Consider the following 17149-nt stretch of genomic DNA (forward strand, 5'->3'; position numbering starts at 1 on the left):
CCGTCATGATTCTGCCTTGGCTAATCCTGATCCCCTTTATCGGCGGCCTGCTGTGCTGGCTGGGTGAGCGCTTCGGCCCTACCCTGCCACGCTGGATTGCGTTGCTGACCATGTCCCTTGAGCTTGCACTCGGCCTTTGGCTGTGGTCCCAGGGTAACTATTCATTTGCACCGGCGCCCGGCGCCGATCCGACCTGGGCCCTTGAGTTCCAGCACACCTGGATCGCACGCTTCGGTATCAGCGTGCACCTGGCGCTGGACGGCCTGTCGCTGCTGATGATCCTGCTCACCGGCTTGCTCGGCGTGCTGTCCGTTCTATGTTCCTGGAAAGAGATTCAGCGTCATGTGGGCTTCTTCCACCTGAACCTGATGTGGATCCTGGGCGGTGTGGTTGGCGTGTTCCTCGCCATCGACCTGTTCATGTTCTTCTTCTTCTGGGAAATGATGCTGGTGCCGATGTACTTCCTCATCGCGCTCTGGGGTCACAGCTCTTCGGACGGCAAGAAAACCCGTATCTACGCCGCTACCAAGTTCTTCATCTTCACTCAGGCTTCCGGCCTGATCATGCTGGTGGCGATCCTGGGTCTGGTGCTGGTCAACTTCAACAACACCGGCGTGATTACCTTCAGCTATGCCGAGTTGCTGAAAACCAAGATGTCGCTCACCACCGAGTACATCCTGATGCTCGGCTTCTTCATTGCCTTTGCCGTGAAGCTGCCGGTAGTACCGTTCCACTCCTGGTTGCCTGACGCTCACGCACAAGCGCCGACTGCCGGTTCTGTGGACCTGGCGGGCATCCTGCTCAAGACCGCTGCTTATGGTCTGCTGCGCTTCGCCCTGCCGTTGTTCCCGAATGCTTCGGCCGAGTTTGCACCGATTGCCATGACCCTGGGTCTGATCGGGATTTTCTACGGCGCGTTCCTGGCCTTCGCTCAGACCGACATCAAGCGTCTGATCGCGTTCTCCAGCGTTTCGCACATGGGCTTTGTACTGATCGGGATCTACTCCGGCAGCCAGTTGGCACTGCAAGGTGCAGTCATCCAGATGCTGGCCCACGGTGTTTCGGCAGCCGCGCTGTTTATTCTCAGCGGCCAGCTGTACGAGCGCCTGCACACTCGCGACATGCGTGAAATGGGTGGCTTGTGGTCCAAGATCGCGTATTTGCCGGCCATTAGCCTGTTCTTTGCAGCCGCTTCGCTGGGCTTGCCGGGTACCGGTAACTTTGTCGGTGAATTCCTGATCCTGATTGGCTCGTTTGCCAGCTTCCCATGGGTCACGGCCATTGCCACAACCGGTCTGGTGTTTGGTTCGGTCTACTCGCTGATCATGATTCACCGCGCCTATTTCGGCCCTTCCAAGTCGGACGCAGTACTGGCCGGCATGGATGCACGTGAACTGATCATGGTGCTCGGTCTGGCGGTATTGCTGGTGTTCATCGGCGTATACCCACAACCGTTCCTCGATACCTCGGCTGCGACCATGCATGGCGTGCAGCAGTGGATCGGCACCGCCTTCACTCAACTCGCTTCGGCCCGGTAAGAGCGCTATGGAATTCACGATCCAACACTTTATCGCGCTTGCGCCGCTGCTGATTACCAGTCTCACCGTTGTTGTGGTGATGCTGGCAATCGCATGGCGGCGCAACCATTCACAGACCTTCCTGCTTTCGGTGGCCGGTCTTAACCTGGCCTTGCTGTCGATCTTCCCTGCGTTGAAAGTGGCTCCGCTGGCTGTCACTCCGCTGTTGATGATGGACAACTTTGCCTATCTCTACATCGGGCTGATTCTGGCCGCCACCCTGGCTTGCGTCACCCTCGCCCATGCCTATCTGGGCGAAGGCGGCACTGGCTATCCGGGCAACCGCGAAGAGCTGTATCTGCTGATTCTGCTGGCAGCCACTGGCGGGATTGTTCTGGTCAGCGCGCAACACCTGGCTGGCTTGTTTATCGGCCTGGAGTTGCTCTCGGTACCGGTATACGGCCTGGTGGCATATGCCTTCTTCAACAAGCGCTCACTGGAAGCCGGCATCAAGTACATGGTGCTGTCGGCTGCCGGTTCTGCGTTCCTGTTGTTCGGTATGGCCTTGCTTTACGCCGAAGCCGGCAGCCTGAGCTTCAGCGGCATCGGTCACGCCCTGGCAGCCTCCGGCGTACCTGCGCCGCTGGCCCAGCTGGGTCTGGGCATGATGCTGGTCGGTCTGGCGTTCAAACTGTCGCTGGTACCGTTTCACCTCTGGACTCCGGACGTCTACGAAGGTGCTCCGGCTCCGGTCGCTGCCTTCCTGGCTACCGCCTCCAAAGTGGCCGTGTTTGCAGTGATGGTGCGTTTGTTCCAGATCACGCCTTCGGCCTCGACCGGCGTGATGAGCGACGTACTGAGCGTGATCGCGATTGCCTCGATCCTGTTCGGTAACCTGCTGGCCCTGACCCAGAACAACCTCAAGCGTCTGCTGGGTTACTCCTCTATCGCGCACTTTGGTTATCTGCTGATCGCCCTGGTGGCGAGCAAAGGTATGGCGATGGAAGCCATCGGCGTGTACCTGATCACCTACGTGCTGACCAGCCTGGGGGCATTCGGTGTAATTACCCTGATGTCCTCGCCATACAAGGGCCGTGATGCGGACGCACTGTACGAGTACCGCGGCCTGTTCTGGCGCCGTCCGTACCTGACTGCGGTGATGACCGTGATGATGCTGTCGCTGGCGGGCATCCCGTTGACGGCCGGCTTTATCGGCAAGTTCTACATCGTTGCTACCGGCGTTGAAGCACACCAATGGTGGCTGGTCGGGTCCCTGGTTCTGGGCAGTGCCATCGGCGTGTTCTACTACCTGCGCGTGATGGTGACCCTGTATCTGGTCGAGCCAAAACTGCATCGCCACGATGCTCCGCTGAACTGGGAGCAAAAGGCAGGTGGCGTCATGCTGCTGGCCATTTCAGCACTGGTCTTCTTCCTGGGTGTATACCCGCAGCCAATGCTCGAACTGGTACAACACGCAACGCTGGGCCTTGTTGGCTAAGCCTTGAACCGTTGTACCCCATACCCCGTAAAAGCCCGGCTTTTACGGGGTATTTTTTTGCCCGACCAATCACACTCCCCTGTAGGAGCGAGCTTGCTCGCGAGCTCTTAAACACGCCGCCAACAGCTCGCGAGCAAGCTCGCTCCTACAGAACAGCAGCTCTTGTTCCCTATACCAGCAATCACTCCCCCACCGTAGGAGCGAGCTTGCTCGCGAGCTCTTCAACACGTCGCCAACAGCTCGCGAGCAAGCTCGTTCCTACAGAACAGCAGCTCTTGTTCCCTATACCCGCAATCACCCCCCCACCGTAGGAACGAGCTTGCTCGCGAGCTCTTCAACACGCCACATGCAAGCAAGTGGCCGTAGATCCCCCTTGGCAGTTGCGAGGCATTCTCGGCTTGTATAGGCTGGCGCGCCGCCCGTCCATCGACCGAGATTCCTGTACATGCGATCCGCCCTTTGCTCATTGCTGCCCCTGGCGCTCGTCTGCGCAGCACCCGCTTATGCCGAGTCACTGGAGTTGGGCGAGGTTCAGGTCCGCAGCGAGGAAAGCAGCGAGCTGGAAGCCGCCCAGGCCCGATTGCATGACGTGCCCGGCGCCAGCAATGTGGTCGACCTGACCCGCGTCGAGAATGGCCGCACCGCCAGCAACACCGATGTGCTGGCCTATCAACCCGGTGTCTACGCGCAATCATCGGGTAACGACGGGGCCAAGGTCTCAGTGCGCGGCTCCGGCATCAATCGCGCCCCCGGAGCCCACGGGTCGGGCCTGTATGTGATGTTCGACGGTCTGCCTTTGACCGGCCCCGGCGGCACGCCTTACGAACTGTTCGAACCCTTGTGGCTGAGCCGGGCTGAAGTGTTGCGCGGAGCCAATGGCTTTGAGGCCGGCGCACTGGCCCTGGGTGGCTCGATCAATTACGTGACCCACACCGGCTATGACGCCGCCCCCTTGCAAGTGCGCTATGAGGCAGGCAGTTATGGTTATCAGAAACGTCAGATCAGTTCCGGGCAAGTGCTGGGGGATCTCGATTACTACGTGGCACTGACCGATTCCGACACCGATGGTTATCAGGACCACACCCGCGGCAGCAGTAAAGGCATCGCGGCCAACGTCGGTTATCGCTTCAGCCCGCAGCTCGAAACCCGCTTTTACCTGCGCTATCGCGAGACCGATAACGAACTGGCCGGCCGCGTTACCAAAGACCAGATCAAGCATCATCCACGCTCGGCCAATCCGGTTTATGTACACGGTGATTACACCCGCCCCCAACCCGGCAGCACCTGGCTGGGGAACAAAACCACGATGTACCTGGGTGACGATTCCCAACTGGAGATCGGCCTGGTTTATCACGACTACCCAATGGACCTGCACGAGGGCCCGAACCGGCTGAAAGTCGCCTACACCGATGTCAGCGGCACCCTTAACTATAAGCGCCGCGACACCTTGTTCGGCCTCCAAAGCAACACCACCGTGGGCTTGCGCAATACCAAACACCTGCCCAACAGCGGCGCCTCGGAATACGTGCGCATCCCGATCGGCAATACTGCCGGTTATGCCCCCGGGACGAAAATTCGTGACTTCAGCTACCAGGGCTCTGACACGGTACTGCATGCCAGTAACGATCTGGAGCTGATCCCTGACCTGTGGCTGACCACCGGCATGGCACTGATTTACACCCGCCGCGAAAGTGACGTCAGTTACCCCGATAGCGGCGCCAAGGTCAGCCAGCACGACTGGGATTACGCGCCCCGGGTCGGCCTGCGCTATGAGTTCAATCCCAACCTGCAGGTGTACGGCAATCTCAGTCGTTCAGTGGAGCCGCCTCACCCCTGGTCGATGATCTGGGGTTCGCCTTATCGCTTCCCGGCCGGCAGCGGCCCGGCTACCGGTCAGCAAAGCACGCCGGTAGCGCTGAACAACCAGACGGCCACCACCCTTGAGCTGGGTACCCGGGGCGAGTCCTGGCTCGGGCAATGGGATTTGGCCTGGTACTACTCGGCAATCCGCCATGAGCTGCTGAGTGTCGAGACCCGGGCAGCGACCGCAGGCCAAGTGGCGATAGTCGGCGAGGCCAACGCCAGCCCGACGGTGCACCAGGGCTTCGAGGCCGGGCTCAACAGCCTGCTGTGGGAACGCCAGGCGGTGGGCAAAGTCTCGCTGCGTCAGGCTTACACCTTCAGCGACTTCCACTTTCGCGATGACCCGCGTTTTGGTGACAACCGGCTACCGGGTATCCCGCAGCACTACTATCAGGCTGAAATACGCTACGACCACCCTCAGGGCTTCTATGCCGGGCTGAACACCCAGGTGGCCTCACGCATGGCGGTGGATTATGCCAACTCATACTACGCATCCTCCTACATGCTCTGGGGTGCAACCCTGGGCTATGCCTCACCCAAACAGGACTGGCAAACCTGGCTCGACCTGCGCAACCTGACCGGCGAGCGCTATGCCGCCACTGTGACTCCGGGTTATGACGACAAAGGGCAGGATGCAGCGCGCTCCACGCCCGGCGAAGGCATGGGCGCCTACGTCGGGGTTTCCTGGAGTTTTCGTTAATCGTTGCGAGGGATATCGGCGGGCAGTCGCACCTTGCGGCGGGTGCCACTGAACAGGCCCCAACTGGACAAGAACAGGGCGGCAATCAATGGCCCGATCACAAAGCCATTGAGGCCGAAGATCGCCATGCCGCCCAGGGTCGAAATCAAAATCAGGAAGTCCGGCATTTTAGTGTCCTTGCCGACCATGATCGGGCGCAGCACGTTGTCCACCATCCCGATCACGAACACCCCGTATAGCGCCAGCACCACCCCTTCCCAGATCATCCCCGTGACCAGAAAGTAGATCGCCACCGGTGCCCAGACAATGCCTGCGCCTACCGCCGGCAGCAGTGACAGGAACATCATCAGTACGGCCCAGAACAGCGAGCTGTGGATCCCGAGCAACCAGAAGATCAACCCGCCCAGGGCCCCCTGGGTCACGGCCACCGCCAGGTTGCCCTTGACCGAGGCCCTGACCACACGGCGTAACTTGATCTGCAACAAACGCTTGTGCTGCTCGGCCATCGGTACCGCATTGCGGATCATGCGCACCATTTGCTGACCGTCACGGATAAAGAAATACAGCAGGTAGAGCATGATGAAAAAGCTCACCACCAGCTCAAAAGTGCTCTGCCCGAAACTGAACACCTGAGTGGCAAAAAACTGACTCCCTTCCAGGGCCCCTTTGGAGATTTTCTCGCTCAAGCCATCGATATTGCCAACCCCTAACCGGTCGAGCCAGTCCTGGACCGTGGGTGGCAGGATGTCCTTGAACTGCATGACGTAACTGGCGACATTGATTTTGCCGCTCTCGACATCCTTGTAGAGCATGGCCACTTCTTGCACCAGCAACACGGTAGTAATGATCACCGGCAAAATCGCGATAACCGTGCACACACCCAGTGTGGAAAACGTTGCGAGATTTCGGCGTCCACTCAACTTGAGCACGAACTTGCGCTGCAAGGGAGCAAACAGTATCCCCAAGGCCACAGCCCAGAAAATCGCCCCATAAAACGGCAGCAGAATCCAGATGAACGCGATGGTGACCAGGGCCAGCAGCAAGAGCAGGGTTTTACGTTGAAGACTGGTTTCGTTCATGTGCCATCCGTGTCAGTAAGGCGCGAGTGCAGTGGGTAGCCGCAGTTTAGACGGCAAATATACAGGCGCGGGCGCCCATTACGGGATAAAGACGGTATGTCGGTAGGAGCGAGCTTGCTCGCGAGCTGTGCGTGACGTCTTGAAAAAGCTCGCTCCTACAGAGTTTCAAGCGCCATGGCCAGCGAGCGGGTTATCGCACCGCCGCGCAAGATACCGGGCACATTTTTCTCTGATTCGAGGGAGTCAGATCTGTATCATGCGCCGTCGGATAATACGGTCTCCTGCCGAGCGTATTGCCCGCACGGCTCTAAACGCCTGCTTCTGTACTTTTAATTGTTTGGCTGGACCTGCATTGACAAATTTGCCACAAGCTGTAAATAATCCGATGGACGTTGTACGACAACAGATAACAAAAATAAGAATAATCAAGGAATCTTTCGTATGAGCACCCTCGTGTCAGCTCCCCGCTCTGCCGCGCCGTTAATTCGCGCCGGTCGCGTACTGGTTGTATTTCTTTCGCGGTCCTCCACGCAACGATCACCTACAGAATTTGCTGAAGGCTAGCGCGCAAGCAAATGACTCTTTCGCATCAGCGACTTGAGTCGCCGCCCTGACTTCAGGGCCCCCCCGCATGTCCTTTGAATCACTGACTGCTCTTCTGACGGTCAACGGGATCTGCTATGTCTAAAAAAATGGGAGCGCAACAATAATGAAACATCAAAACACCCGGTCACTGGTTTTGGTCGGACTTGGCAGCATGGGCCTGGCACTACCGCTGACAGGCATGGCCGAAGGCTTTGTCGATGACACCAAAGCCACCCTCACCCTGCGAAATGCCTACATCAACCGCAATTACACCAACCCTGACTACCCGCAAAGCAAGGCTGAAGAGTGGACGCAAAACTTCATCCTCGACGTCAAATCCGGGTTTACCCAGGGTACCGTCGGTTTTGGGGTTGATGTCCTGGGCCTGTACTCGCAGAAACTCGATGGCGGCAAAGGCACAGTGGGCACACAGTTGCTGCCTACCCATAGCGATGGCGAACCGGCCGACAACTTCGGCCGCCTGGGCGTCGCAGCCAAAGCCAGGATCTCCAACACCGAACTGAAAATCGGTGAGTGGATGCCGGTACTGCCTATTTTGCGTTCGGACGATGGACGCTCTCTGCCGCAAACCTTCCGTGGCGGCCAGATCACCTCCAAAGAGTTCGCCGGCCTGAACCTGTACGGCGGCCAGTTCCGGGCCAACAGCCCGCGCAACGATGCGAGCATGGAAGAGATGTCGCTTAACGGAAAAGGCGCGTTCACCTCCGACCGCTTCAACTTTGCAGGCGGCGATTACAGCTTCAACGAAAAGCGCACCCAGGTCGGCCTGTGGTACGCGCAACTGGAAGACATTTACCAGCAGCAATTCCTTAACGTCCTGCACACCCAACCCATTGGTGATGTGACCCTGGGCGCCAACCTCGGCTATTTCCGGGGCAAGGAAGACGGCAACAAGCTGGCCGGCAACCTGGACAACAAAACCGCTTACGCCCTGCTCTCGGCCAAATACAAAGGCAACACCTTGTATCTGGGCCTGCAGAAAGTCAGCGGTGATGACGGCTGGCTGCGCGTCAATGGCACCAGCGGCGGCACCCTGGCCAACGACAGTTACAACTCCAGCTACGACCTGGCCAAGGAGCGCTCCTGGCAGGTGCGTCACGACCTTGATTTCGCAGTGTTCGGCGTCCCCGGCCTGATGATGATGAACCGTTACCTGAGCGGCGATAACATCCACACCGGCACCATCACTGACGGCAAGGAATGGGGCCGCGAATCGGAACTGGCCTACACCGTTCAAAGCGGCACCTTCAAAGACCTCAACATGCGCTGGCGCAACTCGACCATGCGTCGCGACTACAGCAGTCACGAGTTCGATGAAAACCGTATCTTCATCAGCTACCCGTTGTCGCTGCTGTAACGCGCCATGCAAGCCCGCCCCCTGTGGGAGCGGGCTTGCCCGCGAAGGGTCTGCGGGCCAGCACACACCATCAGCATTGCCTGAATCGCTGGCAGCCAGCTCCCACAATTTCGCTGTCATGATGCCAAAGTGATAGCGCACCATCATGTTTTGACACTCATTGGATTGACAACACCCTCAAGGGCTGCGAATAATCCGGGCCATGTCATACGACAACAGATGACACCAATAATAAAAAAGGGTCTCTTGATGGCAACCTCGCACACTGTCCAAAATCCCTTCAATCGCCTTCTTCTTACCGGCGCGGCCGGCGGTCTGGGGAAGGTACTGCGTGAAAGCCTGAAGCCGTATGCCAGGGTTTTACGACTGTCTGATATCGCCCCGATGGCACCCGCTGTCGACGCCAGCGAAGAAATACAGCTGTGCGATCTCACCGACAAACACGCTGTTCACCAACTGGTTGAAGGCGTAGATGCCATCCTGCATTTCGGCGGAGTCTCGGTTGAGCGCCCGTTCGAAGAAATCCTCGGGCCCAATATCTCCGGGGTTTTCCATATTTATGAAGCGGCCCGACGCCACGGCGTCAAACGCGTGATTTTCGCCAGCTCCAACCATGTGATCGGTTTTTACAAGCAGGACCAGACCCTCGATGCCCGCTCCCCGCGCCGCCCCGATGGCTATTACGGCCTGTCCAAGTCCTATGGCGAAGACATGGCCACGTTCTACTTCGATCGCTACGGCATCGAAACCGTCAGCATCCGCATCGGCTCATCATTTCCCGAACCGCAAAATCGCCGGATGCTGAGTACCTGGCTGAGTTTTGCCGATCTGACCCAGTTGCTCGAACGCTCTCTGTACACACCGGATGTCGGCCACACCGTGGTCTACGGCGCGTCAAACAATCCGAACCTGTGGTGGGACAACCGCTATGCGGCCCATCTGGGGTTTGCGCCCAAGGACAGTTCCGAAGTGTTTCGCGACAAGGTTCAAGCCCAGCCAATGCCGGCTGCCAATGACCCGAGCATGATTTACCAGGGCGGCGCCTTCGTCGCTGCCGGTCCGTTCGGCGACGAATAAGTACACGCCCGCACCTGATAAGAACATGACCGACAGGGATAGCCGCATGACTGCCGAACTGATTCTCGACGCACGCAACGCCACAGGCGAAAGCCCGGTCTGGAGCGCAGCAGAACAAGCGCTGTACTGGGTGGATATTCCGGCCGCACGCTTGCACCGCTGGAGCCTGAACGATGGTCAGAGCCAGAGCTGGGAAGCCCCGCAGATGCTTGCCTGCATTGCCCGCAGCGGCGACGGCAGCTGGATTGCAGGCATGGAGAGCGGCCTCTTCACCCTCAAGCCCCGGGCCGACGGCAGCCTCGATACCCGCCTGCTGGCCAGCGTTGAACATGCCCGGCCAGGCATGCGCTTTAACGATGGCCGCTGTGACCGCCAGGGCCGCTTCTGGGCCGGGACCATGCTGCTGGACATGGCAGCAGGCACGCAGTGCGGGGCGATGTACCGCTATAGCGCAGGCCAGGCCGAACCGCTCAAGGCGCAGCTTGATGGTTTTATCGTCCCCAATGGCCTGGCTTTCAGCCCCGACGGCAAAACCATGTACCTCTCGGACTCACATCCTGACGTGCAAAAAATCTGGGCCTTCGATTACGCCATCGACAGCGCCACCCCGTACAACCGCCGCCTGTTCGTGGACATGCAAGCGTATCCGGGACGCCCCGATGGCGCCGCCGTCGATGCCGATGGCTGCTACTGGATCTGCGGCAATGATGCCGGCCTGATCCACCGTTTTACCCCTGCAGGCAAACTCGACCGGTCCCTTGCCGTACCGGTGAAAAAGCCAGCCATGTGCGCCTTCGGAGGTGCAGACATGGACACCCTGTTCGTCACCTCGATTCGTCCGGCGGGCGATATCAGCGACCAACCCCTGGCGGGCGGCGTGTTCGCCCTCAGGCCGGGGATCAAGGGCCTGGTTGAGCCCGCCTTCAACAACTGACGGTTTACCGACATTGCTGATCCGACACCTTGATATAAAAAAAACAATATTTGGAGTGACCCATGGATTTCAAACGCACCTTGCTCATTGCTGCTCTGCCGCTGGCTTTCTGCCTCTCTGGCGTGGCCCAGGCCGAAATCAAAATCAAATTCGCCGAAGTCCACCCGGCGGGCTATCCGCCGGTAGTGGCCGAACAGGACATGGGCAAGAAGCTCCAGGATCAAAGTAACGGCGATATCAGCTTCAAGATGTTTGCCGGCGGCGTACTGGGTTCCGAGAAAGAAGTGGTCGAGCAGTTGCAGTCCGGCGCGGTGCAGATGACCCGCGTCAGCCTCGGCATCCTCGGGCCGGTGGTGCCCGAGACCAATGCGTTCAACCTGCCCTTCGTGTTCCGCGACCAGGCACACATGCGCAAAATCATCGACGGTGAAATCGGCCAGGAGATGCTCGACAAGATCACCAACTCCGACTTCAACATGGTCGCCCTGGCGTGGATGGATGGCGGCACCCGCAACCTGTATACCAAGAAGCCTGTGCGCCAGATCGCAGACCTCAAGGGCATGAAAATCCGGGTCCAGGGCAACCCGGTATTTATCGACACCATCAACGATATGGGCGGCAACGGCATTGCCATGGCCACCGGCGAGATCTTCAGCGCCCTGCAGACCGGCGTGATCGACGGTGCAGAAAACAACACCCCGACCTTCCTCGAACATAACCACTACCAGAACGCCAAGTACTTCACCTGGACTGATCACCTGATCCTGCCCGAGCCGATCGTGATTGCCAAAACCACCTGGCTCAAGCTCAGCCCAGAGCAACAGGCGCTGGTGCAGAAGGTCGCCCGTGAAGCACAGATGGAAGAGCGCACGCTGTGGGACAAAAAGTCTTCCGACGCTGAAACCAGGCTCAAGGCATCCGGCGTGGAGTTCATCACCCTGAGCCCGGAACAGAAAAAAGCCTTTTACGACGCCACTCAGCCCGTTCGTGACAAATACGGGGCGGACTACAAAGACCTGATCTCGCGTATTGAAGCGGTCCAATAAGCCTGTCCGATAATGCCGCGCTGACGGGCCCTGCCCCGTCAGCGCCGCAGTGGTGAGCCCCATGAAAAATACCGTACTGCGCTTGAACGACATGCTGTATCGGGTCTGTATCGGGATCGCCGGCTTGTCGGTGCTGACCATGACCCTGATCATTCCCTGGGGCATTTTTGCCCGTTACGTACTGGGCTCAGGCTCCAGCTGGCCAGAGCCGGTCGCCATCTTGCTGATGGTGGTTTTTACCTTCTTCGGTGCGGCCGCCAGTTACCGTGCCGGCGCACACATGGCGGTGTCGATGGCGGTCGAGCGGATGCCGCCGATGCTGCGCAAACAGGCGGCCTTGCTGGTGCAGGTTCTGATGGTGGTGGTTTGTCTGTTCATGGCCGTCAAGGGCTTCAAGCTGTGCGCCACTACCTGGAATCAGTTCCTGGGCGAGATGCCGTCCTTGCGGGTCGGAATTTCCTATTTGCCGATCCCCATTGGCGGTCTGGTGACCCTGGTTTTTGTCCTGGAAAAACTCTTTCTGGGTGACCAGAGCCACCGCCGTGCCGTGCGGTTCGACATCGTAGAAGCCAGCGAAGAGGCCGTCTAAATGGATGCTTTTGTATTGTTGGGCAGCTTCATTGCACTGATTCTCATCGGTATGCCGGTGGCTTACGCCCTGGGCCTTTCGGCGCTGATTGGTGCGTGGTGGATCGATATTCCGTTTGATGCACTGATGATTCAAGTTGCCGGCGGGGTGAACAAATTCTCCCTGCTGGCGATTCCGTTCTTCGTTCTGGCGGGTGCGATCATGGCCGAAGGCGGCATGTCGCGCAGGTTGGTGGCGTTCGCCGGGGTACTGGTAGGGTTCGTGCGCGGCGGCCTGTCCCTGGTCAATATCGTGGCTTCGACCTTCTTCGGGGCGATTTCCGGCTCTTCGGTGGCCGACACCGCTTCGGTGGGCTCAGTGCTGATTCCGGAAATGGAACGTGCCGGTTACCCCCGCGAGTTCTCCACGGCGGTCACCGTCAGCGGTTCGGTACAGGCCTTGCTCACACCACCGAGCCACAACTCAGTGCTGTACTCGCTGGCTGCGGGTGGCACGGTGTCGATCGCTTCGCTGTTTATGGCCGGGATTTTTCCGGGGCTGCTGCTCAGCGCCGTCATGATGGGCCTGTGCATGATCTTCGCGCGCAAGCGCAACTACCCCAAGGGTGAAGTGATTCCGCTGCGCCAGGCGCTGAAAATTGCCGGCGATGCGCTCTGGGGCCTGATGGCCATGGTCATCATCCTCGGCGGCATTCTGTCGGGCATTTTCACCGCCACCGAGTCGGCGGCCATCGCCGTGCTCTGGTCGTTCTTCGTCACCATGTTCATTTACCGCGACTACAAATGGCGCGACCTGCCCAAGCTGATGCACCGGGCGGTGCGCACTATTTCCATCGTGATGATCCTGATCGGTTTTGCTGCCAGCTTCGGCTACATCCTGACGCTGATGGAGATCCCGATGAAGATCACCACAGCGTTCCTGACGCTGTCGGATAACCGCTACGTGATCCTGATGTGCATCAACGTCATGTTGCTGCTGTTGGGCACGGTGATGGACATGGCGCCGCTGATTCTGATCCTGACCCCGATTCTGTTGCCGGTGATTATCGGGATCGGTGTCGACCCGGTGCACTTCGGCATGATCATGCTGGTCAATCTGGGGATCGGGCTGATTACGCCACCGGTGGGTGCGGTCCTGTTCGTCGGTGCCGCCGTGGGCAAGGTCACTATCGAAAACACCGTCAAAGCCCTGCTGCCGTTCTATGCCGCGCTGCTGCTGGTGCTGATGCTGGTGACGTACGTTCCGGCCATCTCGCTGTGGCTGCCAAGCATGGTGCTGTAACCCTCCCCCACTGTAGGAGCGAGCTTGCTCGCGAGCTGTTCAAAAGCTCGCGAGCAAGCTCGCTCCTACAGGTGCTCGGTTTTATTTCCAGCCAAGGAGGCTGGTTGCTCATGTCTGCTCCTGCTTTGTTTCCCCGTCATGTCGCGGTGTTGCTGCTGGTCTTGCTGGCCTGCGCATTTGCCGGCAATCACATCGCCGCGCGGATTGCCTTTGACCACGACACCGGCCTGCTGCTGGCAATTCTGTGCCGCGCCGGCGTGACCCTGCTGGTGTTGACCAGCCTGGTGCTGTGGCAACGTGAACGCCCCCGGTTAACCCCCGCCCACTGGCGCTGGCAATTGCTGTTGGGGGTACTGATCGCGGCGCAAAGCTTCTTTATCTATTCAGCCGTGGCCCGAATCCCCGTGGCCCTGGCATTGTTGATCGCCAACGTGGCGCCGATCCTGCTGGTGCTGCTGACCTGGGCCCTGGGCGGTTCAGCCCCGACCCGGCGGGCAGCGGTATTGATGGGCGTGATCATGTTCGGGCTGGCATTTGCCCTGGACGTCCCCGAGCGCCTGTCGAATCAAGCCACAACCGAAACACAATGGCTCGAAGGCATTGCCTTCGGGTTCGCCGCAGCTTCTGTCTTTGCCTGCGCGCTGTGGATCACGGACCACAAGCTATCGAGCGTTCGCGGTACGGTGCGCAGCATGCTGACGATGCTGATTGTATTCAGCGTCGCGGCAGTCGCCGGAGTCAGCGGTGTATTGCCGGGAGGCGTTTCTCTGCCCGGTTCGTCAACCGGCTGGACCGCCCTCGCCTGCCTGGTGGCACTTTATGGACTAGGGTTCTGCCTGCTGTTTATTTGCCTGACCCGCCTGGACATGGCCCGCAATGCCCCGGTCATGAACGTTGAGCCGGTGGCCAGCCTGCTGTTTGGCTGGCTGATTCTGGACCAGTTGCTCAGCAGCAGTCAGGTGATCGGTGGCTTGATCGTAGTCGCCGGTATTGTGATGCTGACGTGGCGGCGTGCCGCGTGATAACTCAGTTGAGGTAGCGGCCATGCAGCCCGAAACGTTGATCCTTGAAGACCGCCTGACCCGGCTGACACTGGCGCCGATGATCGGAGCCAGCATCGTCAACTGGAGCGTCATCGCCAGTGGCCAGCCGCTGTTGCGCCCCAGTGCCGATACCGCATTGAACAGCGGCTTGCCGGGACGCCTGGCGTGCTATCCGCTGGTGCCCTGGTCGAACCGCATCGGTGGTGGCGGCTTTGACGGCCCGCAGCACTGGTTTGCATTGCAGCCCAACAGCCGTACCGAAGCCTTGCCCATCCACGGCAGCGGCTGGCAACAACCCTGGCGCGTGATTGAGCACACCGCGCAGCATGCCTGCCTGCAACTCGAGAGCACTGTACCTTTCGCCTACCGCGCACAGCTGCATTACCGCCTGAGTGAAGGTCAACTGCGCATCGAGCTGAGCGTTACCCATCAGGATGAACGTGCCGCCTGGCATGGCCTGGGGCTGCATCCCTATTTGCCCCGCACGCCCCGCACCCGCTTGCAGGCCCGCACTGCACAAGTCTGGCTGTGCGATAGCGACGGGCTGCCCACGCACCTTGCCGCTTTGGCGGCGGACCGGGATTTCAATCAGCTTGCCCGCCTGCCTGAGACACGACTCGACAACTGTTTTACCGGCTGGGATGGTCATGGGCTGATCAGCCAGCCGGACCTGGGCTACGAGCTGGAGTGCCGGGCCACGGGGGCCCCGTATTGCCTGGTGTATTGCCCTGAAGCAGAGGATTTCTTTTGCTTCGAACCGGTCAGTCATCCGGTCAACGCTCACCACCTGCCAGGCCGCCCGGGACTGAAGCTGTTGCACCGGGGGCAATCTTCCGGGCTGGCTTTGAGCATGAGTTACCGGCCGTTGTGATGCGCTTCGTAGATCCAGATCAATAGTTCGGGCTGTGGGCTCGTCTACCATCGCGCCTTTTTGCGAATGATCTGACCATGCCACTTGCACCGCCCGAACTCCTCGCCCCTGCCGGTACCCTGAAAAACATGCGCTATGCCTTCGCCTATGGCGCCGACGCGGTGTACGCCGGCCAGCCACGTTATAGCCTGCGGGTGCGCAACAACGAATTCGACCACGACAACCTGGCCATCGGTATCGCCGAGGCCCAGGCTCAGGGCAAGCGCTTTTACGTGGTGGTCAACATCGCCCCGCACAATGCCAAGCTGCGCACCTTCCTCAAAGACCTTGAGCCGGTGATTGCCATGGGCCCGGATGCGCTGATCATGTCCGACCCGGGCTTGATCATGCTGGTACGCAAACACTTCCCGCAGATGCCGATTCATTTGTCGGTACAGGCCAATACCGTGAACTGGGCCAGTGTCGAATTCTGGCAACTGCAGGGTTTGAGCCGGATCATTCTGTCGCGGGAACTGTCACTGGAAGAAATCGAGGAAATCCGCCAAAAAGTCCCCGCCATGGAGCTGGAAATTTTCGTACATGGCGCACTGTGCATGGCCTACTCCGGCAGGTGCCTGCTGTCGGGCTATATGAACAAGCGTGACGCCAATCAGGGCAGTTGCACCAATGCCTGTCGCTGGAAGTACGCGGCAACCCCGGCGACGGAAAACGAGCTGGGCAATGTGGTCAATATCGTTGAGCCAACGCTCGGGGTGGGGGCGCCCAGGGATGAAGTGTTCGTGTTGCACGAAGCCAGTCGCCCGGATGAGCCGATGTCGGCCTTCGAAGACGAACACGGCACCTACATCATGAACTCCAAGGATTTGCGGGCGGTGCAACACGTTGCGCGCCTGGCCGCCATGGGGGTGCATTCGCTGAAGATCGAAGGCCGCACCAAATCGCATTTTTACTGCGCGCGGGCGACCCAGGTGTATCGCAAGGCGATTGATGATGCGGTGGCGGGCCGTGAATTTGACCACAGCCTGATGACCGATCTGGAGTCACTGGCGCAGCGCGGTTACACCGAAGGCTTTTTGCGCCGCCATGTGCATGACGAGTACCAGAACTACCTGCATGGCAGCTCGCTGTCCCATCGTCAGCAGTTTGTGGGGGAGATGACCGGCGAGCGGCGCAACGGGCTGGCTGAAGTTAAAGTCAAAAACCGCTTTGCCTTGGGTGATCATCTGGAATTGATGACGCCCCGTGGCAACTATCACTTTGATCTTGACCAGTTGCACAACAGCGCCGGGCTACCGATTCAGGTGGCGCCGGGGGACGGCCACACCGTGTACTTGCCGATACCGGACCAGGTGGATCTGAACTACGCGCTGCTGATGCGGGATTTGACCGTAAGCGAAACCATCGAGCGCACGGCATAGCCCCACCTGACTTACAAACCTGTGGGAACTGGCTTGCCAGCGATGCAGGCAACCGACTGTATCTGCAGGATTGAGCCGAAACCATCGCCAGCAAGCTGGCTCCCACAGGGCCCGGACCTGACACATACACCCTTGTGGGAGCTGGCTTGCCAGCGATGCAGGCAACCGACTGTATCTGCAGGATTGAGCCGAAACCATCGCCAGCAAGCTGGCTCCCACAGGGCCCGGACCTGACACATACACCCTTGTGGGAGCTGGCTTGCCAGCGAT

At 59.4% G+C, this 17149-nt stretch carries 13 protein-coding genes; 12 read left to right on the top strand and 1 reads right to left on the bottom strand.

Going from position 1 to position 17149, the window contains the following annotated elements:
- Positions 1-5: 5 nt before the first annotated feature.
- The 3 genes from nuoM to ACP7BO_RS13180 all read left to right on the top strand — a co-directional run bounded on the left by nuoM (position 6) and on the right by ACP7BO_RS13180 (position 5578).
- The gene (gene nuoM, locus ACP7BO_RS13170) at positions 6-1538 is read left to right on the top strand and encodes an NADH-quinone oxidoreductase subunit M (protein WP_073510733.1); all 1533 of its coding nucleotides are present in this window, start codon (positions 6-8) and stop codon (positions 1536-1538) included.
- 7 nt (positions 1539-1545) lie between these two features.
- The gene (gene nuoN, locus ACP7BO_RS13175; RefSeq protein WP_397456169.1) at positions 1546-3015 is read left to right on the top strand and encodes an NADH-quinone oxidoreductase subunit NuoN; all 1470 of its coding nucleotides are present in this window, start codon (positions 1546-1548) and stop codon (positions 3013-3015) included.
- A 445-nt stretch (positions 3016-3460) separates the two neighbouring features.
- Complete coding sequence (locus ACP7BO_RS13180; RefSeq protein WP_426210827.1) at positions 3461-5578, top strand: TonB-dependent receptor family protein; 2118 nt, start codon at positions 3461-3463, stop codon at positions 5576-5578.
- Here the strand turns inward: ACP7BO_RS13180 and ACP7BO_RS13185 are convergent.
- Positions 5575-6657, bottom strand: coding sequence for an AI-2E family transporter (locus tag ACP7BO_RS13185; protein WP_397456166.1), 1083 nt, complete (start codon positions 6655-6657; stop codon positions 5575-5577). The two genes, ACP7BO_RS13180 and ACP7BO_RS13185, sit on opposite strands and share 4 nt — an antisense overlap.
- A gap of 709 nt (positions 6658-7366) precedes the next feature.
- On the opposite strand from ACP7BO_RS13185, the gene ACP7BO_RS13190 reads away from it, so the two are divergent.
- The 9 genes from ACP7BO_RS13190 (at position 7367) to yegQ (ending at position 16879) form a co-directional block, all read left to right on the top strand.
- Positions 7367-8620: an OprD family porin gene (locus tag ACP7BO_RS13190; RefSeq protein WP_426210829.1), complete on the top strand. Its 1254-nt coding sequence runs from the start codon at positions 7367-7369 to the stop codon at positions 8618-8620.
- 249 nt (positions 8621-8869) lie between these two features.
- Positions 8870-9697 (top strand): NAD-dependent epimerase/dehydratase family protein, encoded by an 828-nt coding sequence (locus ACP7BO_RS13195; protein WP_397456165.1) that lies wholly within the window; start codon positions 8870-8872, stop codon positions 9695-9697.
- A 46-nt stretch (positions 9698-9743) separates the two neighbouring features.
- Positions 9744-10631 (top strand): glucurono-1,5-lactonase, encoded by an 888-nt coding sequence (locus ACP7BO_RS13200; RefSeq protein ID WP_397456164.1) that lies wholly within the window; start codon positions 9744-9746, stop codon positions 10629-10631.
- A 62-nt stretch (positions 10632-10693) separates the two neighbouring features.
- Complete coding sequence (locus ACP7BO_RS13205) at positions 10694-11677, top strand: TRAP transporter substrate-binding protein (protein WP_397456163.1); 984 nt, start codon at positions 10694-10696, stop codon at positions 11675-11677.
- Positions 11678-11738: 61 nt separating this feature from the next.
- Positions 11739-12266 (top strand): TRAP transporter small permease, encoded by a 528-nt coding sequence (locus ACP7BO_RS13210; RefSeq protein ID WP_397456161.1) that lies wholly within the window; start codon positions 11739-11741, stop codon positions 12264-12266.
- Positions 12267-13547 (top strand): TRAP transporter large permease, encoded by a 1281-nt coding sequence (locus ACP7BO_RS13215; protein WP_060691345.1) that lies wholly within the window; start codon positions 12267-12269, stop codon positions 13545-13547.
- Positions 13548-13657: 110 nt separating this feature from the next.
- A complete protein-coding gene (locus tag ACP7BO_RS13220; protein WP_426210833.1) occupies positions 13658-14569 on the top strand; it encodes an EamA family transporter in 912 nt (303 codons plus the stop codon).
- Positions 14570-14591: 22 nt separating this feature from the next.
- Complete coding sequence (locus ACP7BO_RS13225) at positions 14592-15461, top strand: aldose 1-epimerase (RefSeq protein ID WP_426210835.1); 870 nt, start codon at positions 14592-14594, stop codon at positions 15459-15461.
- 77 nt (positions 15462-15538) lie between these two features.
- The gene (gene yegQ / locus ACP7BO_RS13230) at positions 15539-16879 is read left to right on the top strand and encodes a tRNA 5-hydroxyuridine modification protein YegQ (protein ID WP_426210837.1); all 1341 of its coding nucleotides are present in this window, start codon (positions 15539-15541) and stop codon (positions 16877-16879) included.
- Positions 16880-17149: the final 270 nt, after the last annotated feature.

The sequence above is a fragment of the Pseudomonas sp. TWR2-1-1 genome, from assembly GCF_049897045.1.
Lineage (GTDB): Bacteria > Pseudomonadota > Gammaproteobacteria > Pseudomonadales > Pseudomonadaceae > Aquipseudomonas > Aquipseudomonas versuta.